Raw genomic sequence first — 21,139 nt, 5'->3', positions numbered from 1 at the left:
CCAAGGCCGCCTCCCAAAAAGAAGCCTTGAATCTGATTTGCTCTCAAAAGGGAATCCTTAGAGTCCACACCACCTAGAGCCCGGGCATCGCTCCGGCGGGGGCTTTCCCTCGCCTAAAAAAGTTACGCCGTCGGGCTCGAAATATCGTGTCCCGGCGGCGCCCTATTACTGGGCCCCTGAAATCCCCCAGCGCGCGAAGCTCTAGCAGCGATCGGACCCGACACTTGTGAACCAGTTCACAATTGAGCCTCCGTAAGACCACGGCTTACCAGAGCAAGGGCGGCTGGACTCAGCAGCCGCTGCCGCTGACGGCGGCGAACAGACCAACGCTGCTGTTGCCATTTCCAGCCTTCTGAATCGAGATCGTCGGCGTCACTGTGTTTATTAAAACCGGATAAGGCTGAACCAGCGGATTGCCGTTGCCTAGAGGATTGCTGCTGTTGCCACCCACGTTGCCCCAGCACCAGGTGCGGTGGACGGTATCAACGGCACAGGTAAAATTACCACCAGCTTCTGCGGCCGCGATTGAGGTAAATGAGACACCCGGAGCATTCACCAGCAGCGGCCAGTTTTGCGCCGGTGTGGTATAGCCGACGCCGAGATTGCCGTAGCTGCCATTGCCCCAGCAATAGGCTTTGCCATTGGTATCAACCGCGCAGGAATGGACATTGCCAGCGGCAATCGAGGTAAGTGATACGCCGGTGGGAGAGGTCAACCGCACTGGATAGTTTTGCTGAATGGTGTCGCCATTACCAATCTGGCCGCTGCTGCCCGTGCCCCAGCAGTACGCCCTGCCGTTTACATCCAGCGCGCAGGTGTGGGTGTTGCCACCAGTAATCTGCGTGAATGAAATAGATGTAGACGACACCACCAGAACCGGCACGTTCTGCTGGGTGATGCCGCCATTGCCAAGCTGACCGCTACTGCCTGCACCCCAACAATAGGCCCTGTCATTCGCGTCGATGGCGCAGACGTGATTATTCCCCACGCCGAGTTGCGTTAGTGACACGCCAGTGGGAGAGGTCAAAAGGACCGGAGAGTACTGGTTTGCAGTATTGCTAATGCCGAGCTGGCCATTGGCGCCGAGACCCCAGCAATAAGCGCTGCCATAGACGTCAAGAGCACAGGCTGCCCCCCTCTTCCCTGGACAACTTGGGTGAACGAGATGGCAGTAGAAGAGATGACCTGGACCGGATAGCTCTGATTGACGCCGCTGACGCCGTAACCGAGCCGGCCGCCATTGCCGTAACCCCAGCAATAGGCCTTGTTATTGATATCGACGCCGCAGGCCGTATCGCCGCCCGTTGCCACCTGGGTAAACGAAATGGCGGTGGTCGAGACCACCCGCACCGGAAAATCTTCATCGCTGGGGGCGCTGGTGCCGTTACCGATCTGACCATACTGGTTATAGCCCCAACAATAGGCCGCGCCGTTGGTATCCACGGAGCATCCGCCGAACCCGCCAACAGAGAGTTGGGCATAAGGAATTGTACTGGTGGAAATGACCAGGGCCGGCGTCGCGGTGCCGGTCTGATAAGCCACGCCCAACTCGCCGTTGTACGCCTCGCCCCAGCAATAGGTCTTTCCGCTCGCATCGATCGCGCAGGCCGTCACGCTGCCGGCCGCGATCTGTGTGTATGAAATCGTGGTGGCTGAGATTACCTGCACCGGCCATTTCTGGTTGCTGTTGTCTCCGTTACCCATTTGATAACTGGCCCCATACCCCCAGCAATAGGCGCGGCCACTAGCGTCAATGCCGCAGTTGAAACTTTGTCCGGATGTAACCTGCGTGAACGAGATGGCCGTGGTCGAGACCACCTTCACCGGGTAGATCTGCTGCGCGAGGCCGCCATAACCAAGCTCACCATCGGCACCGTAGCTCCAGCAATAGGCCTGATTGTTCGTATCGATCGCGCACGTGCTCGCTGTACCCGTAGAAATCTGCGTGAACGAGATGGCGGTGCTGGAGATCACCTTGACCGGATATAGCTGCTGGCTGTTGCTGACGCCGATACCCGCCTGACCGGAGTCATTGATACCCCAGTAATAGGCGTTGCCGTTGATATCGACAGCAACCGCGGAGTTGGCCCCCGCCGCAACCTGCGCAAATGAGATGGCTGTGGTGGAGACCACCTGCACCGGCTTATTCTGCTGGCTGGCTCCGCCATAGCCCAGCTGGCCGTTTGAACTAGAGCCCCAGCAATAGGCCTTTGAGTTTTTATCGAGACCGCAGGTGAAGACATTCCCGCCCGCAACGTGAGTGAAGGAAATGGCGGTGGATGACACCACGCGTACCGGATAGTTCTGCTGCGTGGTCCCGCCATATCCAAGCTGGCCGCTTGAACTCAAACGCCAGCAATAGGCCTTGCCGTCCACATCGACGCCGCAGGTGTGCTGCGTTCCCTCCGTCACTTGCGTGAACGAGATGGCGGTAGTGGACACCACCTGGGTGGCATCGGCCCATGGAGCCGTCCCCCCATTGCCCAGCTGCCCCTTGTCGTTCGGCCCAAAACCGAACGCCGCGCCATTGGCGACCAGTGTGCCCTCGGTGGACATGCACCAGGGAACAAGCTGGCTGCCGTTGCAGGTGCGATAGTGACCGTTGGCGAAGTCGACACGATGGGGAATAGCGCAAGCGCCCTTGCTGGTGCCGGTGGCATAGTTGATCCAGTGACTGCCGTTGCAAATGTAGACATAGCCGTCGCTGAATCCTTCCCGCATTCCTGGCGTCGCACAAGTCGTGCTGCTGGTTGTTCCGACAAGGCCCGTCCAGGTATTGAGGTTACAGACCTGCTCGCCACCGCCCTGCCATTTCAGGGCCGGCTGCTGGCCATGAGGGCTGGCGCAAGCCGCCCACACATGGGCCACCCACAGCGAAGCGAGGAGCAGCAGCCCGAGCAAGCGCATCAACGCGTGCTATCTGAATCCAGCAATGTGCCGCTGAAAACCAGGTCGCCGGAGACGATCACGCTCTGGCTGGTGACACGCAACACTGGTTGGCCGTCTATCAATATTCTGGCTTCACCCTTCTGCTGATCGGAGATGATCACGACCCGCTGCCTCGCTGGTTCTCCGGTACACACTGCGATCGGCAGCATCATCATGATTCCCAGAACTACGTGTCGCACGGGGGCGGTCCTTCCATCACGGTTGACCACCTCTAGGGAGAGGTGGCCGGGTGTTAGTAACCGTCTACGAAAACGGCGCAGTGCCTTTAGGCTGACGCCCTGGACAGGACACCGCCACCCGGCCATAGGCCGAGCGTTTGTGTCCATTCACAAACAGCACCTTACTGGCGGTGCCTGCCATTCGTAGCGGGGTTACTAATCCCCACCGTCACTATGTGACCGCGGGGTCATACAGACAACGCAGCTGCCCAAAGCGCCACCATCCGTGTCGTTGTTATGAAACAGCCTAGGCGGATTACCGACCTTTGCAGCCGCCATTTGCTCGCTAATGTCGAGGGCAAGACGGGCTGAACCTTTGGCCATCTGTCAAAACGTCAAATCACTCTCAACGCTGGCGGATTCCGGATCAGGAGCTTACACTCGCGGGGTGCGTTTGTTCTTCGAAGTGACACTCATGGCAAAACGCAAGATCCTCATCGTCGAAGACGAGTATTTCATTGCCGACGATTGCGCTAAGGCCGCACGAAGCGAAGGATTCGCCGTCGTGGGCCCCTTTCGCACCGTCGCCGACGCGATCGCTGGTATGCCGGATGACATCGATGGCGCCCTGCTCGACATCAATTTAGGCGGTTCGAAGGTCTATCCACTCTTGGACAAACTTCTGTCGCAAAACATCCCGGTCACCATCTATACGGGATACGACCGAAATACCCTGCCGACGCGGTACTCGCGCCTGACCATCGTCACCAAGCCCAGCGACTGCCTGGAGGCGGTCCGAAGCCTGGCGTCTAAAGTCGCCGATGTTGCCGGGCTGATGTTTTTCTAGGCCGTCCTGAAACGATTCCGGTTCAGTACGGTAATTAGAAGAATGACGTGCCCAAAATGCCAAGCGAGCCTTAGGCTCGTCACCGTGCTCAGCTCAGGCGAGCGCGTGTTCCAATGCATGGAGTGCGACCGCGTCGAGATCGGTGAGGTCAAGCCGCCTAGTGACCGCCGGGATGCTGATGAGGAATCGGCATCCAACCATCCAACAACAGCCCGTCCCAAGCGACGACCCCCTCCTCCTGCTTGACGCCGTAGTCATGGTACAGGGGCGCACATTGCGGCTCCCATTCGATAAACTCGTCGTTGAGGCCATCGTGCACGCGACAGGGTACTTCCGGGTCGAACGTGTTCATCGGGTTTATCAGGCAGCCTTAAGCTTGCTTTGCCGGTAAGCGTCAATCGCGCGGTTGGCGAGCATGAGCTGACGGCGTTCTCCAGCGAGCGCCATTTTGCCGATCGTCCTGACGAGGAATTGACTGGTCTCATAGCAGTCGGTGATCTCGCCGCTGCGCTCAAGAAAGTCCCAAGCGATCTGGACCGCGTTTTCAACAAGGACAGGAACACTCTCACTCATGCAGCTTAAACGCTGGGCAAAGAGCCTCGTTCCTAAAGCGGAAGGGCCCCCGCCGGATACAGAGGCCCTTCGAGAACCTGGAGGAGGAGAAGCTCCAAGCCCTATCGCGTCGGCGGCTGCAGCCCAGCCGAAGAAACCCAATCGTCAATGTCCGCCGCGATCTCCGCTGTGCGAGCTCGCTTCAGCAGACTGTCCCGCTCGACGCCTGCCGGCATCGTCGCGGCCATTTGAGCCATATCTTTTGCAAACGCAGCCAAGCGGTCCTGTAGCGATGTGGTTTGCCTGGCCCGATTTCGCTTTTTGGTCATGACGCGCTCCTGGTCTGAAGCGGGAGCGTCGTTGCTCTCCACATTTTCAAGCAGCGTAGGTTACGATGAGAGTTGCGGCCACAACCTAGGTTATTTGCGAGATAAACCTTTGAATGAGCTGGCGCGCAGCAGGCCTTCGGAGGTGACGTCGCGGTATTCGATCTCCGCGGTAAAAACCGGCTCAACCCACGCGTGCAGCGCTCCGGCTCCCGCAGCTCATACCGTTTGTAGGGGCCGCGCTTGCTGGACACGACCAGAGTATTGGCGTCGCGCTTGTCGAACGACACTTCCAGGTGATTTGCCCTAAGCCCGTACTCGGCGCCGACGATGTCGGCGGCCGCCTGCAAACGCTCATCCGTGCCGTAGTCCTGGCACGCGCCCAGTGACAACGCCGTCAGTATCGCCAATGCTAGTGGCTCTCTCCGCATCAGCGATTCCCCAGGCAGGAGTTGGCGATTTCGGCGACGTCGGAGCGGTAGCCATTCTTTTCCGCCGCGAGCTTGTCGGGCGCGATGAGCTGCGGGCACCAATCGTAGGCCGTGAGCCTGCGGGCCTCTTGCTGCGCCGACAGCAGGTTGTACTCGCACAGGTTCAGGCTCCGGGCCTTGTGGCTGTCAGGCCCGCCCGTGACCATGCCAAGCATGCCGGTCACCATGCCCTGCGCCATCTCGCTGACCGGGTTGCCGTCACCGGACGGCTAATTGTCTTTAAACCGCGCGTAAATCGCCTTATCGGCTTCCTTCGACCGCTTGACCATTTGCTCCCAGGCGGAGCAGGCCCCTTGTTGCTGTCCGTCAGCTTGCGACCGGGATACATCGTCGGCACTTCGCCGATGGCGGTGCGTTTCACCCAATAGCAATCCGAACCAGGCCGCTGTCGCAGGCAGACGAACGCGCCTTTGCTGGTCGCATCGTAGCCCTCGTAAAACATGTACTGCCCGGGGTGCGGGAAGAGGCAGCCCTCCGTGAGATGGTAAAGCCCGTGCATCTTATCGACCTGTTCGGTCTGGCCGTTCTGCACGAGCTGTTCGTGATACTTCACCGCGTTGATGTCGAGGCACGCGAACGCTTCCTGTTCGATGCGGACCGGCGGCAACAGCTTGTCGGCGAATGCGGTGCTGGCGACCGCCATCAGTAAGGCGACGAGGAATAGCCTCACGATCGACCTCCCCGCACCGCGTCAAGCATCTCCCGGTGACGGCGTTCCTGGTTGTCGTTGTTGACGACGACGAGCGCCCAGATGGCGGCCGGTATCCAGCCGATGACAGTGATCTGGAGGATGAGGCAGAGAATGCCTTGAACGACACGGCCACGCATGAAGAGCGCCAGCCAAGGCAACAGGATCGCAACGGCAATCATCGGAAATCCCTCAAAAAAAGGTTTCCGTTTGTATGCAAAAATCGTGATTTACGAATGCAAGGGTCTGAGGGCAGAATCAGCCTCGGATGGAAAATAAGGTCGCCCCCGAGACGTTCGCACAAGTTATTGAGCGGACTCGGGAAAGGTACGACTTACTTCCGGCCTCCTCTTCCCGCGTCGACGGCCTTGCAAAACTTAGGAGTTTTGCAACGGGGCAGCGGCAATGACCATTTTTGGTTATGCGCGCGTCAGCACGTCCGGCCAGGAGCTGGACATTCAAATAGCGCAGCTTGAGGCTGCGGGTTGCGAGAGGATTCTTTGCGAGAAGCAAAGCGGTCTAAAAGACGATCGTCGCGAGTTGGCAAGGTTGCTGCGCCGGCTGCACCAAGGCGATACCGTCATCCTACCCGCGCTCGATCGACTGACGCGTGGCGGACCGTTCAGGATGCTCAGCATCCTTGACGAGATCACCTCCCGCGGAGCTCGCTACAGATCTCTCGCCGAGCCGTGGGCCGACACCACAACCGAACTTGGTGAGGTGCTGGCGGCGTTGGTTGGCTACATCGCTCGCAAGACGCGGGATGATATCGTGAGGCGCACCACTGCTGGACGAGAACACGCCCGCCAGAATGGCGTGAGGTTTGGACGAAAGCCGAAGCTTACTTTGGCATAACGCCAGGCCGCGCTCGCCCGACGAGCGGCAGGCGAAACGCAGCAGACCATCGCCAAGGACTTTGATGTCAGTTGCTCAACCATCTCTCGGCTGAGGCCTGTCAACAGCGAGACTTAGACAGTTCTTTCGCGACGGTTGCAAGGAGATGAGATGTGCTCATTGCGATTATTTCCGCTTCTGACCAGGTCGTGTGAAAATCCCGCGACTTGGGGCGCTCCGACGCACTTTACGGCGCTGGGCCTCTTGGAGTGGCCTCGTGTCGTCTCAGCGGCAACCGGGAGCTTCATGTAGGCGAGCACGGTGAGCACAATCTCGGTGGCCACTTTTGGCAGCTTTTCGTAGGGGCAAATAGCGCGCCGAATGACACTTTAGACTGCAAAGGCAACAGGCCTTCCTTTATCGAAGCGTGTCAAACGGTCAGGGAGATTGAACGTCGCAAAGACGTGGGCAAGTTGATCTTGATCCTCTTTCAGGTGACCCCACCCTTCATTATGCACGGACAGCAGCGCGGCTTTCGGAAACGCAGCGGCTGCTTCAAGCGCATCCTCACTGCCCATTGTCATATGGAACCGACCGCGCGGTTCGGCGGCCCCGGTGAAGAGGATGATGACCTTCGGCGAAAACCGCCGCGAGACCTCTTCGGTCCCGCTGAACCACAACGTGTCGCCGGTGATGTAGAGAAGATCGCCAGGCTCTTTGACACCGAGCGCGAAGCCAACGACATCGCCGACATCGATACCGACAGGACCGTGCCGCGCTGGCGTCGCCGTCACGAACAGCCGCTTTCCGTTTTTGCATTCAAGCGTGCGCGTTTCAAACGGTGCGAACCCCAAGGCGTTGCCGCCCAACCGCTCGGCGCCGGAGCTCGTCGTGTAAGTCGCCCCGACCTTGGGCAACAAGGCGCGGCCGGCGTTGTCCAGATTGTCGAAATGGTGGTCATGGCTAAGAAGCACCGCATCCAGCGGACCGACTTGATCGACTGTGATCGCCGGGCCAGATGTCTTTTTGTGAACAACCGGGCTGTGTGCGCCCTTGTATTCTCCCGGGGGATCAAAGGTCGGATCGGTGAGAAGCCGCATGCCATCATATTCGATGAGGACCGTCGGTCCGCCGATGAGGGTCAAGGTGAGTTCGGAATTCGTCATTGTCTGCCTCCTGAAAGCTTGCCCCTCCAATTAGGCAGATGCGCGCTGCCGAAAAATTCGATAATCCTGCGCAATGGCTGATCAAAAACGCACAACACTGGATTGGGAGGACGTTCGGGTCTTTCTCGCTATCGCTCGCTTCGGGAGCCTGTCAGCTGCGGCGCGATCTCTGGGGATCAACCATGCGACGGTGTCGCGACGCATTCAAACCCTGGAAGCATCGCTCGGCGAAAAGCTGATAGAGCGACGACCGGACGGCTACGTGCTGACGCCGGCCGGCACGAGGGCGATCGGCCCGGCAAACGACATGGAAGCTTCGGCGGCGATCCTCAGCCGCGGCGGCGAGGACGATCGACCAAAGGGTCTCGTGCGCGTAAATGCGCCACCAAGCCTCGCTCAAGCCTTCCTCGTGCGGCGACTCGCGCACCTCTCGATTGAGCACCCAGGGCTCGACATCGACGTGGCGACCGACATGCGATCGGTCAGCTTGGAGCGTCGCGAGACGGACATTGCCTTGAGGCTAGCGAGACCGGAGGACGGAGACGTCATCGCCAAGCCCCTCGTGGAGCTTGGCTTTGGGTTCTACGGCACCGAAGAAAGCTGCCAAAGAATCACCGAAGGAAGCGACCCGATATTCGTTGGCTTCGACGAGGCAAACGCGCACTTACCGGAGGCGGCGTGGCTCACCCATCATTTCCCCAACGGGCGGATGTCGTTTCGGGCATACAGCCACATGACCCAGGCCGTCGCGGCGCGGGAGGGCGCGGGACTCGCGCTACTGCCCTACTTCGTCGGCAAAGCCGACCCCGCCCTCAAGCTCTGCGTATTGAAACACAATCCACCGGCGCGCGGGATCTGGATGGTGACGCGTCGGCAGGACAAAAAAGACCTCCCGACGCGCATGGTAACGGATCATCTCCAGAAGATTTTCGAACGCGAGCGCGACCTCTTCGAGCGCCCGAACTGATCAGAGCTTCTGCTTTGACAGAAAGCGAAGCATCAGGTCGGCGATCTCGTCGACCTTTTCATCAAGGGCGAAGTGACCAGCGTCCAAGATATGCACCTCGGCCTCCGGCACATCGCGTCTGTAAGCCTCGGCACCCGGGACGATGAACGAGACATCGTACTTGCCCCATAGCACCATCGTCGGCGGCTTGTGCGCGCGGAGCCAAGCCTGCCATTCGGGGTAGGACGCTACATTCGTCTGATAGTCGTAGAGGAGATCGGCCTGAGTCTCCTGCTCGTCCGGCCGGGATAGAATGGCGTATTCGTCGGTCCAGGTGTCAGGATTGTAGCGCTCCGGATGCGGGCTGCCGGCGATGTGCCGCTGCTTGGCGCCTTCGAGCGACGAGAAGGCCTGGAAGATTTCCGTATGCGCCTTCGGATCAGCCCAATACTGCGCTATCCCGGCCCACTTCGGGCCGAGCCCCTCCTTATAGGCATTGGCGTTCTGAACGACGATCGCGCTCACCCGGTCAGGATGCTGCACCAAGATGCGGAAGCCAACCGGACCGCCGTAGTCCTGCATGTAAAGGACGTAGCGACCGATGTTGAGCTGCTCGAGCAGCCGGTTCGTCGTCTCGGCAAGATGATCGAAGGTGTAGCGATACTTCGCGGGTGACGGCGATTCGCTCTGACCAAATCCGGGATAGTCCGGCGCGATCAAATGGTAGTGGGACGCGAGTAACGGAATGAGCGTGTCGAACATCCGCGACGACGACGGAAAGCCATGCAGCAAGACGATCGTTGGCGCGCCCTTCGGGCCGGCCTCGCGGTAGAAGACGCGGATTCCGTCAACCAGAGCATGATGATAGGTGGTGGTAGCTGAAGTTGAAGGCATGACCTGGGCCTGTGCCGCTTTGCCAAATACAAGCATTGCGGCCATCGCGAGTGCAACGATCTTCTTCATATACTGTCTCCTTCCGACCTAGGCGATCTCAAATGACCTGAGCCGTGGGTCGCACACGATCTCATTGATATCGACCGCCGCCGGCTGCTCGATCGCGAAGGCAATCGCGCGCGACACTGCGCTCGCCGGGATGGCTTTTTTGTAGATTTCGAGCATCCGCTCACTGTCGGCACCGGTCGTCTTGTTCTGGATACCTGTGTCGACCGCGCCTGGCGTAACCGTCGTGACTCGGATCGAAGTCTCCGCGAGTTCGGCGCGTAGGCCTTCTGAGAAGGCGCGGATCGCGTATTTCGACGCCGAATGCACGGCGCCGCCGGGCGAGAAAACCTTCAGGCCATGGACCGAGCCGAGATTGATGATGTGGCCGCTCTTCTGCTTCAGGAACACCGGAAGCACCGCCGCAACGCCCCCGAGCGTACCCTTCAGATTTAGGTCGATGGTGGTTTCCCACTCGCGGGTGTTGATCTCGGTCAACGGCCTGATCAGCATGATCCCAGCTGCGTTGATCAGCACGTCGATCTTGCCGAAATCCGCGACGACCCGGTCCACCACGTCGCGCACGAGATCCTTGTTGGTCACGTCGACGTGATAGCACTGCGCAGACCCGTTCGACCGAACAATGTCGTCGACAACGGCAACCATCCGTTCCTCATCGATGTCCGCGATCGCGACCCTGGCGCGCTAGCTCGCGAGGTCGCGCGCTGCCGCTGAACCGATGCCGCCGGCTCCACCAAGGATGAGGATGATCTTGCCTGTGATATTCCCGCTCATGTCCATTTCCTTTCGATCTTTCCTCTCGAGATAGACCGCAAACCGACTCCCGGAAATTCGGAGTAACTCAGCAACGGCTGCGCAAAAATGCACAGGGCGGGTGAAGGATCAATCGACATCAAGGTAGCGCCAGGTCCTGCCATCGCTCACACGAACGGAGTGCGGAAGCACGTCGCCATCGCCAGATCAGGGCCTGACGTTCGCGCCCGCCAACATGGCTCCAGCCAGCAGCAAAATGGAAAGTGTACGGAACTTGTGCATTTGTCAGGTCCTTCAATGTAATTGCGAAGCTCGGCCGGGAAGTGCCGGCCGAGCAGGTCGACAATCAGGCAGACGGTCCTGACAGACCGGTTTTCTGGACCGGGCCGCGGTCGAGATACGGCGTGATGTTGCGGGTCTTCATCGCCCAGTCAGCGATCTCATCCTTGCGAGCGAACCAGACGCCTGGCTTGCTCTTCACGTAAGTGAAAAAGCGATCGAGGACGCGCACGCGATTGGCGTGACCAGAGATGCGGTCATGGAGCGCCATCACCATCATTCGACGCTTGGTCGCGCCTTCCTCGTAGAGCTGGTCGAATTCGTCCTTCAGCGCCTGCTCGTAGGCGGCCGGGTTGTAGCCCTCGAACGGGAACGAGACGATGTCGTTCATGTGGAAGGTGTACGGCACGGTGACGAAGTCGCCGCCCTTTACCGGAAGGATGAACGGCTGGTCCATGCTCGCTTCGTCCAAGTAGTAGGTGAAGCCAAGGTTCTTGAGGATGTCGAGCGTGTGTGGGCTGTTGCGCACCCAGTAAGCGCTCCACCCCTTCGGCGTTTGCCCGGTTGCGCGCTCGATGCTCTTCATGTTGTCGATGATGAACTGCCGCTCGTCGGCCGGGCTCATGTCGTAGCTCGCGGACCAGGTGCGGCCGTGAGCGGCCGCCTCGTGGCCACGGCGGACGACTTCCTTCGCCAGCGCCGGATCCTTGTCGACCGCCTGGCCGATCATGAACGCGGTGACCTTGGCGCCGTGCTTGTCGAACAAGTCGAGCAAGCGCGGCGTGCCCTCATAGATGCCGTACTGGAAGACACCGTTGGTCGGCATGTCCGGCAGGCCGTTCCGGATGGGCTCGGGAATGACGCCCGGCGCGCCGGAGATCGGCTGGCCACCACCTTCGTACATCAGCGACATGCTGATCGCGAGCCGCGCACCGTTCGGCCAGAAGGCCCCGGCGCCAGCGGCGCCTTCGGTCACCCCAGACTGCGCTTGCGCCACAGCCGGGATCGCTGCTGCCGCGGCAACGGCGCCAGCACTCGTAAGCAATTCACGACGGGTCATAGTTCTTCTCCTGGTGAGCCCGGTCGCGAGCGAATCCTCTCAGGACGACGCTCGCCTTACCGGTGCGTTGTGATTGATGGGTTCAAGCGACCTGACGCTGGACGTCTTCGAGCGTCGGGTAGTCGGTGTAGCCAGCCTCGGCACCGCCGTAGAAAGTGGGACGGTGATAGGCGTTCATCGGCGCATTGAGCCGAAGCCGCTTCACAAGGTCGGGGTTGGCGATGAACAGCCGGCCGAAAGCGACCGCGTCGGCCTTGCCGCTCAACACGGTCGCGCGCGCCGTATCGCCGACATAGCCGCCGGCAGAGATCAGCGGGCCGCCGAAGATTTCCTTCAGCTCGGCCGCGGCGTCGGGCGCATTCGGATCAAGCGCGCTGGTATCGCTGCTCTTATCCGACCGGGGTTCGACGACATGGATGTAAGCCAGGCCGCGCTCGCCGAGCGCTTTCGCAGCGAAATTCCAAACCGCAAAGCCCTGGCTATCGAACATATTACCGTCGCGCCCGAAAGGTGAGATACGGACGCCGACGCGATCGGCGGGCCACACGGTCAGCACTGCGTCGACCACCTCGAGGAGGAAGCGCGCGCGGTTCTCGATCGGGCCGCCGTACCGGTCGGTGCGCTTGTTGCTGCCATCGCGCAGGAACTGGTCGACCAGATATCCGTTCGCGCCGTGGATCTCGACGCCGTCAAAGCCCGCCTTCTTCGAGTTGGCGGCGGCGCGAGCGAAGTCCTCGATTATGGCGCTGATCTGCTGCTCGGTGAGCTCGCGCGGCGTCTCGAAGGGAACAACCTCGCCGGTTCGGGTCTTAGTGTTGCCGTTGATCGCGATCGCGGACGGCGCCAGCGGCGCCATGCCATCGGGCTGGAGCGACGAGTGCGAGAAACGGCCGGTGTACCAGAGCTGGTTGACGATAACCCCGCCTCTCGCATGCACGGCGGCGGTCACCTTCTTCCAGCCATCGACCTGCGCCTCCGAATGGATGCCGGGGGCGCCGGCATAGCCAGTGGCTGCGGGCGAGATATCGGTCGCCTCAGTGATGATGAGGCCGCCTTCCGTGGCGCGCTGGCCGTAGTAGATGGCGTTGACGTCCTGGGGCACATCGCCCGGCTGGCGTGACCGGAGCCGAGTGAGCGGCGGCATAACCACGCGATGCTTAAGCGATAGAGCGCCGAGTTTGATGGGGGTGAATAAGGGATCCATGGGGCAACTCCTTTCTGCCCCCAAGATGTACGTCGTAACGATATCCGCGATAAGCCGGAATAAATGAGATGCCTGTATAACGATTCCTGTTATATAGCCCTATGGACATCGACGCTCTGAACATCTTCGTGCAGGCTTATTCCGCGGGAAGCCTTGCGGCAGCCGCCCGGCGGCTGAAAATCACCCCCATGGCCGCGTCTCGCCGGCTGCTCGCACTTGAGGACGAACTTGGCGTGCGGCTGATGCACCGCTCAACTCGCTCGGTTTCTCTGACGGCCGAGGGCGAAGCCTTCCTGTCCTACGCGACGAGTATGGTGGAAACTGCGGAGGCAGGTCGCGCCGCGCTGGCGCCAAGTGATCAGGGCGCGACCGGGCTTCTCAGGGTGACGGCGGCTGCGGCATTCGGCCGAAAGATTATCATGCCTATCGTCCCGCGCCTGCTTGAGGAGAACCCCGCCCTATCGATCGACATCGAGATCACGGACGGCATCACCGATCTGGTCGGACGAGGCATGGATGTCGGCATCCGCATCGCACAACTTCGCGACTCAACGCTCGTGGCTCGGCGGCTCGCTCCGAACCAACGCATCCTATGCGCCGCGCCGGCCTATATCGAGCGACACGGAACACCACGCACCGTTGCCGACCTTGCCAATCACGACTGCATCACCCTGTCCGGCGTCAATCATTGGCCGTTCCAAATGGGAGAAAAGGAGCGGATGGTCAAGGTCGAAGGTCGATGCTCGTCAAACAGCATTGAGGGCTCACACGAAGCGTGCGTCGGGGGCACAGGGCTGACGGTTTTGTCTGACTGGGACATCAGACCCGAGGTTGAGGCTGGACGGCTGGTGCCGATCCATCTGGAAGATGGAGTGCCTCGCGAGCTGTCGATCTGGGCTGTCTTTCCGACCGCGCGCCAGGTCCTCCCGAAGGTACGAGTTTTTGTGGATCACCTGATGGCGGCGCTGCGATCCTAAATTTTCCGGCTCAACCAACCTGCTCGACCAACAGCGTGCCAACCGCGAACGGTCGATTCCGGGGGCAACCTTCGACGCAGATAAGGTAACAAATAGTGCGCCGAATGACACTCATGGAAGCTCGCGAGGGATTTCCAACACCGAGGCTGGCAGGCGCTGGCGAAAGGTTGGTGACTGATGATTTTTCCTTTTCCTCTTGAAGGGAAGAAAGAAGCGTCCTAGCTTAGGCATGAGGGTTGGAAAGCCTAGCATCGATTAAAGTCGATTTCATATCGACACCGCCGCTCCCCCTCGTAACTATCAAAAACGCTTTTAACGACGCATCTGACAGCCTGGCGCACAACAAAACACCGACCTACTCATCAGCAAAACGCCAACACGCATCTCGTGCGTCCTTCGGACGCCATCGGTAAATCACGCCGCGCGGCCACAACGCTGTGCGGCCTGGCGGAGCTGTCGCGGTCATGGTTGGTCGGCGGACGAACGCGCGTGGGCCTCATCCAGCAAGTCCGGAAGGCCCTCCCCGATGCAATGCTGCGATTCGTTCGTGCGCTTGCTCGTGCTGCGGCAATTGCGGATTATGAGCGGCAGAACGGCACACCAGACGTGAGCCAGCACCGATGAAGGCCGCGATCTACGCAAGGTTTAGCTCGGACAAACAAACCGACAGGTCGATCGAGGATCAGGTCGCGCTGTGCCGCGATATCTGCGAGCGTGAAGGGTTGATGATCGTCGGCGTGTATGATGACCGCGCCATCTCCGGCGCCAGCACCCTGAACCGGATGGGGTGGCAGCGCCTCATGCGTGATGCCAAGGGGGCGAAGTTCGATGTGGTCGTCGCCGAAGCGCTCGACCGCATTTCGCGCGACCAGGAAGACTTGGCAGGTATCCACAAGCGGCTGCGGTTCGCAGGCATCGAGATCCGTACCGCACAGGATGGCATCGCCGGTGATATCCATATCGGCGTGAAGGGACTGCTGGGCTCGCTCTATCTTAAAGACCTGGCGCAGAAGACCCGGCGCGGCCAGGCCGGCGTCAACCGTGACGGCCGCCACAACGGCGGGCGCAGTTACGGCTACCGGCCGATACCCGGCAAAGCCGGCGAGCTTGAAATCGACGTGGCGGAGGCCGCCGTCGTCCGCACCATCTTCGCCGACTATCTCGATGCGAGGTCACCGCGCGACATCGCCGCGGCGCTGAACAAGAAGACGCTGCCCGGCCCGCGTGGCGGTGCCTGGAACGCCTCCACCATCGGCGGCAGCCGCAAGCGCATGAACGGCATCCTGCAGAACGAGCTGTATGTGGGCCGCATCGTTTGGAACCGACAGAGCTTTATCAAAGACCCGGAGACCGGCAAACGCATCAGCCGCGAAAATCCGCGCGAGGAATGGATGACGGCGCAAGCCGAACACCTGCGCATTGTCGATGACGATATCTGGGCCCGCGTCCAGGCCCGGAGAACTAAGCGCGGTGGTCCGCAGACCAAGCGGCTTGCGACCCGCCCTAAGAACCTGCTGTCGGGGCTGGTCAAGTGCGGGCGGTGCGGCTCGGGCTACATCGTCGGCGGCCACGACAAACGCGGTTCGCTGCTGCTGTGCTCGCGGATGAAGGAGACGGGCCTTTGCGACAACAAGCGCATGGTGCCGCGCGCCACCGTCGAGGCTATCGTGCTCGAAGGGATCGAGGAGAAGTTGGCCGCGCCTGAGGTGATCGCCGAGTATGTCCGGGAGTATCACCGGATCACTCGTGAACTCCACGGCACCTCCGCGCATCGCCGCCGCGACCTCGAAAAGCGGTTGGGCAACGTCAACGGCGCCATCACCAAGGCCGTGGACGCCATCCTTGCCGAAGCCCCCAGCCGCGCGCTGCGTGACCGGCTAACGGCCTTGGAAGCGGAGCGCGACCAGCTCGAAGCCGAGATCGCCAACATCGTCCCGCCAACGGTCGAGTTCCACCCGAACGCGGCCAACGCCTACCGCGACAAGGTGCGCGACCTGAAGCAGACCCTCGCCTCGGCAGACGAAGACAGCCGCTTGGCGGCCCATGAGGCAATCCGGGAGATCGTCGAGAAAATCGTCATCCACCCGCGTGAGCGCTACAAGCCGGTGGAGATCGAGATTTACCGCCAACTCGCCGCCCTGCTCAGGATTTCTGAGAGGGCGGCTGGCCCCCAGGAGTCTGGGGGTGTGCTGGTTGCGGGGACCTGCAACCATCTCAAATTGCTATTTGAGGCCGTCGCCTAGCGCTGCCGTCCGAAGGCAAAGGTCACACGTTCGAATCGTGTCGGGTGCGCCAGATTTTCTCGATTTTATAAAGCGATATGTCCGCTCCAAGGGAATCTGAAATTCCGCTTCGTTGGCGCGAGTAAGCAATCTCTCGGGAAGAACTCTCGCTTGACGGAGATGGCGACGTGGCCGCAGCACACCCAATGAGGTTGTCGACCGTGCTCTTTCTCGAGCTTCGCGGCGCTGATCTCGGCCGCCTCTTGGCCCGGTGAGCTAGCTGCGGCAACAGCGATTCCGGCTCGACGGGCTCGTGACCCTCGCCGACTCCGCCGCTTGGTCAGCACTCGGGCGCGCCTCGATCAATTCCAAGACCTTTTGGCCCTTGTCGGTGGTCCCCCCGGTCGCGCGCTCGACTGTGGCTAAAATGAACGGCATCCAAGTCGTCCGAATACCAAAACGGCGACTCCGCCTCTCGTCCGATGAAAACGGCCAGAACTGAACTTTGAGCATATCCGCTGCGCGCCTGGCGCCGCATGACGGCCGCGAGCTCTAACCGTTCACTGCTTAACTTAAGCTACCTCACAGAAGCCCCGGCGCCCGGGGGCGCCGTTAGCATGTCTTGATTACGTGATGTCACGACCCTTGCGAGCCCCAGTCTCCTATCAAGAGACCCGGTATTCAAAGAGAGCACGAATAGTGGGTCGCGGTGTGGCAACGAAGCACGACGGAAATCAGCTCCTGAAGTGGACAGCTTGGTCAATAAATGCACTGTGGCTTTCCGCGCTATTGCTGACCACCGGGCCAGCGTTCGCTCGGACCGATTTAACCGCCGCGGCTGCGAATACGACAGATCGCGCCAAGGACGGCATAGATGATATTTCTATCCAGCGAGAGCTGAATGTTTTCAAGAAAGTGGCCATCCTGCTGGTTGACGCATTGGCGAGCGCTCAAAAGCTACACCGCAATGCAACTGTAGTAGACGCAAGTTTTGATGGCTCTCCTCCTTCTCCGGTGTTTCGCGTCAAGTCCTTCAGCGGCGCCTGGGTATGGGAAGATGTCATCGACGCCTCTTCCGGAAAGCCCGTCGGCGCCGCAATTCCAACCGCCGTCAAGGATCTGGACGAACGGGATCGACGGATATTGGCGTCCCTCACGTTCGTAAAGCAAGATGTGCTAGATGCTGTGCGCGTCGCGGAGCGCAATATCACAGGCAAAGCCATCAGCGCCGGGCTCGTCGAAGAGAAAAGCAAGCTAAACTTCATCGTAGTTGTCGTGTCGGGAAACGATCTCAAGCAGGTATTTTTGGAACCGCCAGTTAGGAGGCCGTCGAAGCGCTAACGCGGCCGTAACTTCTCAAATGACTGCCTAGGCGAAATCTGCAGCAGCGCTTCGCGCCGCTGATGGCGATCGGGCACTCATCCGGCTTTCTAGGTACACTGCCGTTGACGTATAGACGACCGCTAGCGTGCTGAGCACGAGCAAGTCTGCGCGAACCTCGTAGAGCGACGCCCCGAGTTGGCTGATTCGTACAAACCCATCGATAGCGGATGTGCTGGGGAGCAACCGGGCCACCACGTTTACAACGGGCGGAATAGCTTCAGATGGCCAGGAAAAGCCCGATAGAAACATAAACGGCATTCCGACCGCGGCCATAGCCAATTGGACGGTAAGGGGTTTGCGGAACAGTGCTGCGATTACCAAACCTAACGCGCCCACAGACAAGACAAACGGGATGCCGAGCAGCAGTATTAGTGGCACAGATCCTAACCTCGGCAGGCCGTAAAGATATGGCAAGACGATCAGGTAAGCTGGCAGCAGAATCACCTCAAGAGCAGAGTACGCGAGTAGTTTACCTCCCACCGTCGAGACCGCGCTTGCGCCCTTGACCGCACCCGGAAGTGTACCCAACAGCCCGACACCGATCAGCAGTGTCTGTTGAAGAAGCAAAACGAACGCTGCTGGTAGAATGTATGTCGCGTAACCTCCCTGCGGATTGAACAGCGGCTGGGCAGTCAGCGGCATCGGATCGGCCGCGGCCGAAGCCAGGACGGGATCGATGCCGATATTTACAAGCCGCGCCGTCTCGATTTCCGCGCCCATGGTCTTGGCAACGGCGGATACACCGATCGTCATCCGTTGATTGAGCAGAAAATAGCTGGCGTCTGAATAAAGTGCGACCGGCGAAGGACGCCCGTGTAGCAGATCACGCTCGAAGTGCTGCGGGATCACCAGAACACCGAAAGTGTGCCTTAGGTACACCTCGCGTTCTGCGCTCACCAGGTCGGGCAATACGTTTGCTACCTCGATATCCGGGGTGGCATCGATCAACTGCGCGAAGAGCCGGCTCGTTGCCGTTCCGTCCTTGTCGACCACCGCAATGGGCACGTTGCGCAAGGCTTCGTTGAGGTAGGGTTGGGGGTAGAACAGCGCGTAAAGGATCATGCTCAATATGAGCACCGAAAATGCAGCCTTCTGAGAGGTCACCCGACGAAGCTCGGATAGGAAGACGGAGATCATCGCGCTTCTCCCGTCGCATTGACAAGCATGCGCCGTCTTTGCCTTTCTGAACCTCTTCCGATCATTTCAAGCTTCAGGGCGACCAAGCTGGCCAGAACCGCCGTGAAGCAGAACAAGGCTCCGATCGGCTGCCAAGAGAGATCGACCGGTGTGCCGCGTATCGTCTGATCGATACGCGCCATAAGATACCAGGTCCCAGGTAACGCAGCGCCCCAATAGTGCGCGAACAGGTTCATCCCCAGACGAGGAAAGCCGATGCCCATGAATCCGAAGGCGGGTGCAGTCAGCAGCGTGGCGATGCTGATTGCGCTGGCAGTCGGCTTCAGTACCAGAGCCAGTAGAATCCCCAAGAATTGGCACGATAGGATGAACAGCAGTGCGGACAGAACCAGAAGCCCAGGATGCCCCCGCAAAGGTAGACCGAAATATTGAAACAGGATCGTGTCAGGCCCCCCTAGGACGATCATGAACAAGAGCGTGTAAGGCAAGATCTTGCCGAACAAAGCCGGCCACAGGCCTCTTCCGATCGTCCGCAGTGTGCGCAGCCGATACGGGGTCTCAATATCGAGACCAATGGAGTAGGCCGAAGTAGTCACAATCACGATCTGCAAGATCGCGGGCAGCAATGCGGCGAGCAGAAAGTGAACATAATTGAGCGTCGGGTTGAACAGCGAATGCGTCTGAACCGGAATCGGCGCCAAATCGGCCTGCGCATATTCAAATGGCTCACCCTTCGCCGTCCTCAATGACAACCTGATGCTTGCCGACGCGGCCGGAAGCGCGGCATTGACACCGCGGAGGGTAAGATTACCCGTCGTCATGGTTTGGGTATTGTAGAAGAACACCACCTCGGGTCGACGGCCTGCGAACACGTCTCGTTCAAGATTCTTCGGCAACATCAGGAGACCATGGACGTCCCCAGAGAGAATACGTTGCCTTCCTTCGGAAAGATCGGAGACTCTAACGCTGACGGCCGTGTCGCCCGTAGCATCGACCAGCCGAATAATAGATCGGGAGAGATTTGAGGTATCGAGATCAAGTACCGCGATTGGCAATCGCGTAGCCAATCCAGCACTGAAGATCGACACCATTAGCGCGGCTAACATCAGCGGCACAATCGTCGTCAAGGCCAATAGAAAGCGACGACGGCGAAGCCAATTGATCTCGCGAACAAAAACCAACCAGAAGCCGAACCGTAGACCAACGCGCGCGACCATTTAGCGCGCCCCGGCGGCCCAAGCCGCGATAACGCTCATCCCTGGCCGCAGTCCGACTAAATCCTCTGTCGGAACGACCCTCACCTCGAAGGTACGCAGATCGAAGTCACCCGTTGCGCGCGTTGCTCGCCAGGTTGCGTATTGCCCCTGCACATTGATCATGGTGACGCGAACCGTCGCGTGCCGCGATCCGAGAGCCGGGATCACCGTATCGAAGGTGTCACCGATCTTGAGACCCTTCAGCAAATCCTCCCGAACGTTGAACGTGAACCAGATATTGCCCATGTCGATCATGGAGAAGAGAGGCGCGCCGGCGCTGAAGTTTTCGCCTAAGGCGGCGACTCTGGTAGTGACCTGCCCAGGACCCGGCGCCCGGATCGTGAGTTCACCGACGTCGACTTCGCGCTGATTTAGAGACGCCTCCGATTGCTTGACTTGGGCGGCCGCCAATGCCCGCTCTTCCTTGCTTGCTCCTGTGACCGCAAGTTGGAATGCCGCCTCCGCAGCTTCCTTCTTCCGGACTGCGGCTTCGAGATTTCGGGTCGCCTCATCGACACGCGATTGAGGCGTGCTACCGGTCTTCACCAGCTCAGCTTGCCGATTATAAGTCTCTTGGTTCAGAGTGATGTCGGCCTGCGCGGCAGCAACGTCCGCCTTCCTCGCTGCGATGTTCTCCGGTCGGGTACTATTAATCCTATCAAGGTCGGCGCGCGCCACCGCGAGTGTCGCCCTCGCAGCAAGAAGTGCCGCCCCCAATTGCGGACTTTCCAACTCTGCTATGACTTCCCCAGTCGTGACATTGTCACCGACATTGGCATTAAGCTTCACTATTCGACCCGATACTCTGGGACTGATATCGACGCGGTCTGCTGTTACCTCTCCCTGAATCACCAACGGGGGCGGACGCGTGGCAACCCACATCGCTGCGCCTAGAGCCGCAAACACCGCAATCAGAATGACCAGGCGGGCGTATTTCTTCATTTGTAAGCT

General features: G+C 59.9%; 25 protein-coding genes. 7 read left to right on the top strand and 18 right to left on the bottom strand.

Annotation, left to right across the window (positions count from 1 at the left end; genetic code table 11):
• Positions 1-289: 289 nt before the first annotated feature.
• Genes Q2M23_RS23400 through Q2M23_RS23390 form a run of 3 tightly spaced genes read right to left on the bottom strand, consistent with a single transcriptional unit; the run spans position 290 to position 3,101 of the window.
• Complete coding sequence (locus Q2M23_RS23400; protein ID WP_410469757.1) at positions 290-1,063, bottom strand: RCC1 domain-containing protein; 774 nt, start codon at positions 1,061-1,063, stop codon at positions 290-292.
• Positions 1,024-2,907 (bottom strand): hypothetical protein, encoded by a 1,884-nt coding sequence (locus tag Q2M23_RS23395; RefSeq protein ID WP_316397192.1) that lies wholly within the window; start codon positions 2,905-2,907, stop codon positions 1,024-1,026. The genes Q2M23_RS23400 and Q2M23_RS23395 overlap by 40 nt, the downstream gene beginning before the upstream one ends.
• On the bottom strand, positions 2,907-3,101 hold the full coding sequence (locus Q2M23_RS23390; protein ID WP_316397186.1) for a hypothetical protein: 195 nt from the start codon (positions 3,099-3,101) through the stop codon (positions 2,907-2,909). Before Q2M23_RS23390 ends, Q2M23_RS23395 begins: the two co-directional genes overlap by 1 nt.
• A 481-nt stretch (positions 3,102-3,582) precedes the next feature.
• On the opposite strand from Q2M23_RS23390, the gene Q2M23_RS23385 reads away from it, so the two are divergent.
• The gene (locus Q2M23_RS23385; RefSeq protein WP_316397185.1) at positions 3,583-3,954 is read left to right on the top strand and encodes a response regulator; all 372 of its coding nucleotides are present in this window, start codon (positions 3,583-3,585) and stop codon (positions 3,952-3,954) included.
• Between the two features lie 42 nt (positions 3,955-3,996).
• The gene (locus tag Q2M23_RS44065) at positions 3,997-4,200 is read left to right on the top strand and encodes a zf-TFIIB domain-containing protein (protein WP_410469755.1); all 204 of its coding nucleotides are present in this window, start codon (positions 3,997-3,999) and stop codon (positions 4,198-4,200) included.
• On the opposite strand, the gene Q2M23_RS23380 is transcribed toward Q2M23_RS44065, so the two are convergent.
• The 7 genes from Q2M23_RS23380 to Q2M23_RS23355 form a co-directional block, all read right to left on the bottom strand.
• Positions 4,112-4,306 carry a hypothetical protein gene (locus tag Q2M23_RS23380; protein ID WP_316397184.1) on the bottom strand — a complete coding sequence of 65 codons (195 nt, stop codon included), beginning with the start codon at positions 4,304-4,306 and terminating at the stop codon, positions 4,112-4,114. The genes Q2M23_RS44065 and Q2M23_RS23380 overlap by 89 nt on opposite strands.
• Before the next feature lie 8 nt (positions 4,307-4,314).
• The gene (locus Q2M23_RS23375) at positions 4,315-4,527 is read right to left on the bottom strand and encodes a hypothetical protein (protein ID WP_316397183.1); all 213 of its coding nucleotides are present in this window, start codon (positions 4,525-4,527) and stop codon (positions 4,315-4,317) included.
• Positions 4,528-4,628: 101 nt separating this feature from the next.
• Complete coding sequence (locus Q2M23_RS23370) at positions 4,629-4,835, bottom strand: hypothetical protein (protein ID WP_316397182.1); 207 nt, start codon at positions 4,833-4,835, stop codon at positions 4,629-4,631.
• A gap of 90 nt (positions 4,836-4,925) precedes the next feature.
• Positions 4,926-5,033 (bottom strand): hypothetical protein, encoded by a 108-nt coding sequence (locus tag Q2M23_RS44060; protein ID WP_410469756.1) that lies wholly within the window; start codon positions 5,031-5,033, stop codon positions 4,926-4,928.
• A gap of 229 nt (positions 5,034-5,262) precedes the next feature.
• Positions 5,263-5,502 (bottom strand): hypothetical protein, encoded by a 240-nt coding sequence (locus Q2M23_RS23365; protein ID WP_316397181.1) that lies wholly within the window; start codon positions 5,500-5,502, stop codon positions 5,263-5,265.
• Positions 5,484-5,993 carry a hypothetical protein gene (locus Q2M23_RS23360; RefSeq protein ID WP_316397180.1) on the bottom strand — a complete coding sequence of 170 codons (510 nt, stop codon included), beginning with the start codon at positions 5,991-5,993 and terminating at the stop codon, positions 5,484-5,486. Before Q2M23_RS23360 ends, Q2M23_RS23365 begins: the two co-directional genes overlap by 19 nt.
• Positions 5,990-6,193: a YqaE/Pmp3 family membrane protein gene (locus Q2M23_RS23355; RefSeq protein WP_316397179.1), complete on the bottom strand. Its 204-nt coding sequence runs from the start codon at positions 6,191-6,193 to the stop codon at positions 5,990-5,992. The genes Q2M23_RS23360 and Q2M23_RS23355 overlap by 4 nt, the downstream gene beginning before the upstream one ends.
• Positions 6,194-6,416: 223 nt before the next feature.
• On the opposite strand from Q2M23_RS23355, the gene Q2M23_RS23350 reads away from it, so the two are divergent.
• On the top strand, positions 6,417-6,866 hold the full coding sequence (locus tag Q2M23_RS23350) for a recombinase family protein (RefSeq protein ID WP_316397178.1): 450 nt from the start codon (positions 6,417-6,419) through the stop codon (positions 6,864-6,866).
• A gap of 368 nt (positions 6,867-7,234) precedes the next feature.
• Here Q2M23_RS23350 and Q2M23_RS23345 read toward each other — a convergent pair whose 3' ends face one another.
• Positions 7,235-8,011, bottom strand: coding sequence for an MBL fold metallo-hydrolase (locus Q2M23_RS23345; RefSeq protein ID WP_316397177.1), 777 nt, complete (start codon positions 8,009-8,011; stop codon positions 7,235-7,237).
• A gap of 73 nt (positions 8,012-8,084) precedes the next feature.
• On the opposite strand from Q2M23_RS23345, the gene Q2M23_RS23340 reads away from it, so the two are divergent.
• On the top strand, positions 8,085-8,978 hold the full coding sequence (locus Q2M23_RS23340; RefSeq protein WP_316397176.1) for a LysR family transcriptional regulator: 894 nt from the start codon (positions 8,085-8,087) through the stop codon (positions 8,976-8,978).
• Here the strand turns inward: Q2M23_RS23340 and Q2M23_RS23335 are convergent, their stop codons facing one another.
• From Q2M23_RS23335 to Q2M23_RS23320, 4 genes are all read right to left on the bottom strand, one after another.
• Positions 8,979-9,920: an alpha/beta hydrolase gene (locus Q2M23_RS23335; protein WP_316397175.1), complete on the bottom strand. Its 942-nt coding sequence runs from the start codon at positions 9,918-9,920 to the stop codon at positions 8,979-8,981.
• Between the two features lie 18 nt (positions 9,921-9,938).
• The gene (locus Q2M23_RS23330) at positions 9,939-10,586 is read right to left on the bottom strand and encodes an SDR family oxidoreductase (protein ID WP_316397191.1); all 648 of its coding nucleotides are present in this window, start codon (positions 10,584-10,586) and stop codon (positions 9,939-9,941) included.
• Positions 10,587-11,016: 430 nt separating this feature from the next.
• The gene (locus Q2M23_RS23325) at positions 11,017-12,009 is read right to left on the bottom strand and encodes a polysaccharide deacetylase family protein (protein WP_316397174.1); all 993 of its coding nucleotides are present in this window, start codon (positions 12,007-12,009) and stop codon (positions 11,017-11,019) included.
• 82 nt (positions 12,010-12,091) lie between these two features.
• Entirely contained in the window at positions 12,092-13,213 is a 1,122-nt protein-coding gene (locus tag Q2M23_RS23320; protein WP_316397173.1) for an alkene reductase, read from the bottom strand.
• A gap of 101 nt (positions 13,214-13,314) precedes the next feature.
• Between Q2M23_RS23320 and Q2M23_RS23315 the strand changes: the two genes are divergently transcribed.
• The 3 genes from Q2M23_RS23315 (at position 13,315) to Q2M23_RS23305 (ending at position 17,753) form a co-directional block, all read left to right on the top strand.
• A complete protein-coding gene (locus Q2M23_RS23315) occupies positions 13,315-14,190 on the top strand; it encodes a LysR family transcriptional regulator (RefSeq protein WP_316397172.1) in 876 nt (291 codons plus the stop codon).
• A 620-nt stretch (positions 14,191-14,810) separates the two neighbouring features.
• Complete coding sequence (locus Q2M23_RS23310; protein WP_316397171.1) at positions 14,811-16,433, top strand: recombinase family protein; 1,623 nt, start codon at positions 14,811-14,813, stop codon at positions 16,431-16,433.
• A gap of 690 nt (positions 16,434-17,123) precedes the next feature.
• Positions 17,124-17,753: a PepSY domain-containing protein gene (locus tag Q2M23_RS23305; RefSeq protein WP_316397170.1), complete on the top strand. Its 630-nt coding sequence runs from the start codon at positions 17,124-17,126 to the stop codon at positions 17,751-17,753.
• 27 nt (positions 17,754-17,780) lie between these two features.
• Here the strand turns inward: Q2M23_RS23305 and Q2M23_RS23300 are convergent, their stop codons facing one another.
• From Q2M23_RS23300 to Q2M23_RS23290, 3 genes are read right to left on the bottom strand one after another with little or no spacing between them, the layout of a single operon-like run.
• A complete protein-coding gene (locus tag Q2M23_RS23300; RefSeq protein WP_316397169.1) occupies positions 17,781-18,932 on the bottom strand; it encodes an ABC transporter permease in 1,152 nt (383 codons plus the stop codon).
• Positions 18,929-20,149, bottom strand: a complete 1,221-nt coding sequence (locus tag Q2M23_RS23295; protein ID WP_316397168.1) for an ABC transporter permease — start codon at positions 20,147-20,149, stop codon at positions 18,929-18,931. Before Q2M23_RS23295 ends, Q2M23_RS23300 begins: the two co-directional genes overlap by 4 nt.
• The gene (locus tag Q2M23_RS23290; protein WP_316397167.1) at positions 20,150-21,130 is read right to left on the bottom strand and encodes an HlyD family secretion protein; all 981 of its coding nucleotides are present in this window, start codon (positions 21,128-21,130) and stop codon (positions 20,150-20,152) included.
• Positions 21,131-21,139: the final 9 nt, after the last annotated feature.

The organism is Bradyrhizobium sp. 33ap4 (assembly GCF_032654765.1).
Classification (GTDB): Bacteria; Pseudomonadota; Alphaproteobacteria; order Rhizobiales; family Xanthobacteraceae; genus Bradyrhizobium; species Bradyrhizobium australafricanum.
The sequence above is the reverse complement of the archived record's forward strand: the minus strand, read 5'-3'. Positions and strand labels throughout refer to the sequence as shown.

Coding starts and splice junctions, on each gene's coding strand:
- Q2M23_RS23290 (WP_316397167.1), bottom strand. CDS start 21,130: ATGAAGAAATACGCCCGCCTGGTCATTCTGATTGCGGTGTTTGCGGCT.
- Q2M23_RS23375 (WP_316397183.1), bottom strand. CDS start 4,527: ATGAGTGAGAGTGTTCCTGTCCTTGTTGAAAACGCGGTCCAGATCGCT.
- Q2M23_RS23340 (WP_316397176.1), top strand. CDS start 8,085: ATGGCTGATCAAAAACGCACAACACTGGATTGGGAGGACGTTCGGGTC.
- Q2M23_RS23325 (WP_316397174.1), bottom strand. CDS start 12,009: ATGACCCGTCGTGAATTGCTTACGAGTGCTGGCGCCGTTGCCGCGGCA.
- Q2M23_RS23315 (WP_316397172.1), top strand. CDS start 13,315: ATGGACATCGACGCTCTGAACATCTTCGTGCAGGCTTATTCCGCGGGA.
- Q2M23_RS23370 (WP_316397182.1), bottom strand. CDS start 4,835: ATGACCAAAAAGCGAAATCGGGCCAGGCAAACCACATCGCTACAGGAC.
- Q2M23_RS44065 (WP_410469755.1), top strand. CDS start 3,997: ATGACGTGCCCAAAATGCCAAGCGAGCCTTAGGCTCGTCACCGTGCTC.
- Q2M23_RS23310 (WP_316397171.1), top strand. CDS start 14,811: ATGAAGGCCGCGATCTACGCAAGGTTTAGCTCGGACAAACAAACCGAC.
- Q2M23_RS23385 (WP_316397185.1), top strand. CDS start 3,583: ATGGCAAAACGCAAGATCCTCATCGTCGAAGACGAGTATTTCATTGCC.
- Q2M23_RS23300 (WP_316397169.1), bottom strand. CDS start 18,932: ATGATCTCCGTCTTCCTATCCGAGCTTCGTCGGGTGACCTCTCAGAAG.
- Q2M23_RS23355 (WP_316397179.1), bottom strand. CDS start 6,193: ATGATTGCCGTTGCGATCCTGTTGCCTTGGCTGGCGCTCTTCATGCGT.
- Q2M23_RS23390 (WP_316397186.1), bottom strand. CDS start 3,101: ATGATGCTGCCGATCGCAGTGTGTACCGGAGAACCAGCGAGGCAGCGG.
- Q2M23_RS23350 (WP_316397178.1), top strand. CDS start 6,417: ATGACCATTTTTGGTTATGCGCGCGTCAGCACGTCCGGCCAGGAGCTG.
- Q2M23_RS23345 (WP_316397177.1), bottom strand. CDS start 8,011: ATGACGAATTCCGAACTCACCTTGACCCTCATCGGCGGACCGACGGTC.
- Q2M23_RS23320 (WP_316397173.1), bottom strand. CDS start 13,213: ATGGATCCCTTATTCACCCCCATCAAACTCGGCGCTCTATCGCTTAAG.
- Q2M23_RS23365 (WP_316397181.1), bottom strand. CDS start 5,502: ATGGCGCAGGGCATGGTGACCGGCATGCTTGGCATGGTCACGGGCGGG.
- Q2M23_RS23295 (WP_316397168.1), bottom strand. CDS start 20,149: ATGGTCGCGCGCGTTGGTCTACGGTTCGGCTTCTGGTTGGTTTTTGTT.
- Q2M23_RS23395 (WP_316397192.1), bottom strand. CDS start 2,907: ATGCGCTTGCTCGGGCTGCTGCTCCTCGCTTCGCTGTGGGTGGCCCAT.
- Q2M23_RS23335 (WP_316397175.1), bottom strand. CDS start 9,920: ATGAAGAAGATCGTTGCACTCGCGATGGCCGCAATGCTTGTATTTGGC.
- Q2M23_RS23380 (WP_316397184.1), bottom strand. CDS start 4,306: ATGAACACGTTCGACCCGGAAGTACCCTGTCGCGTGCACGATGGCCTC.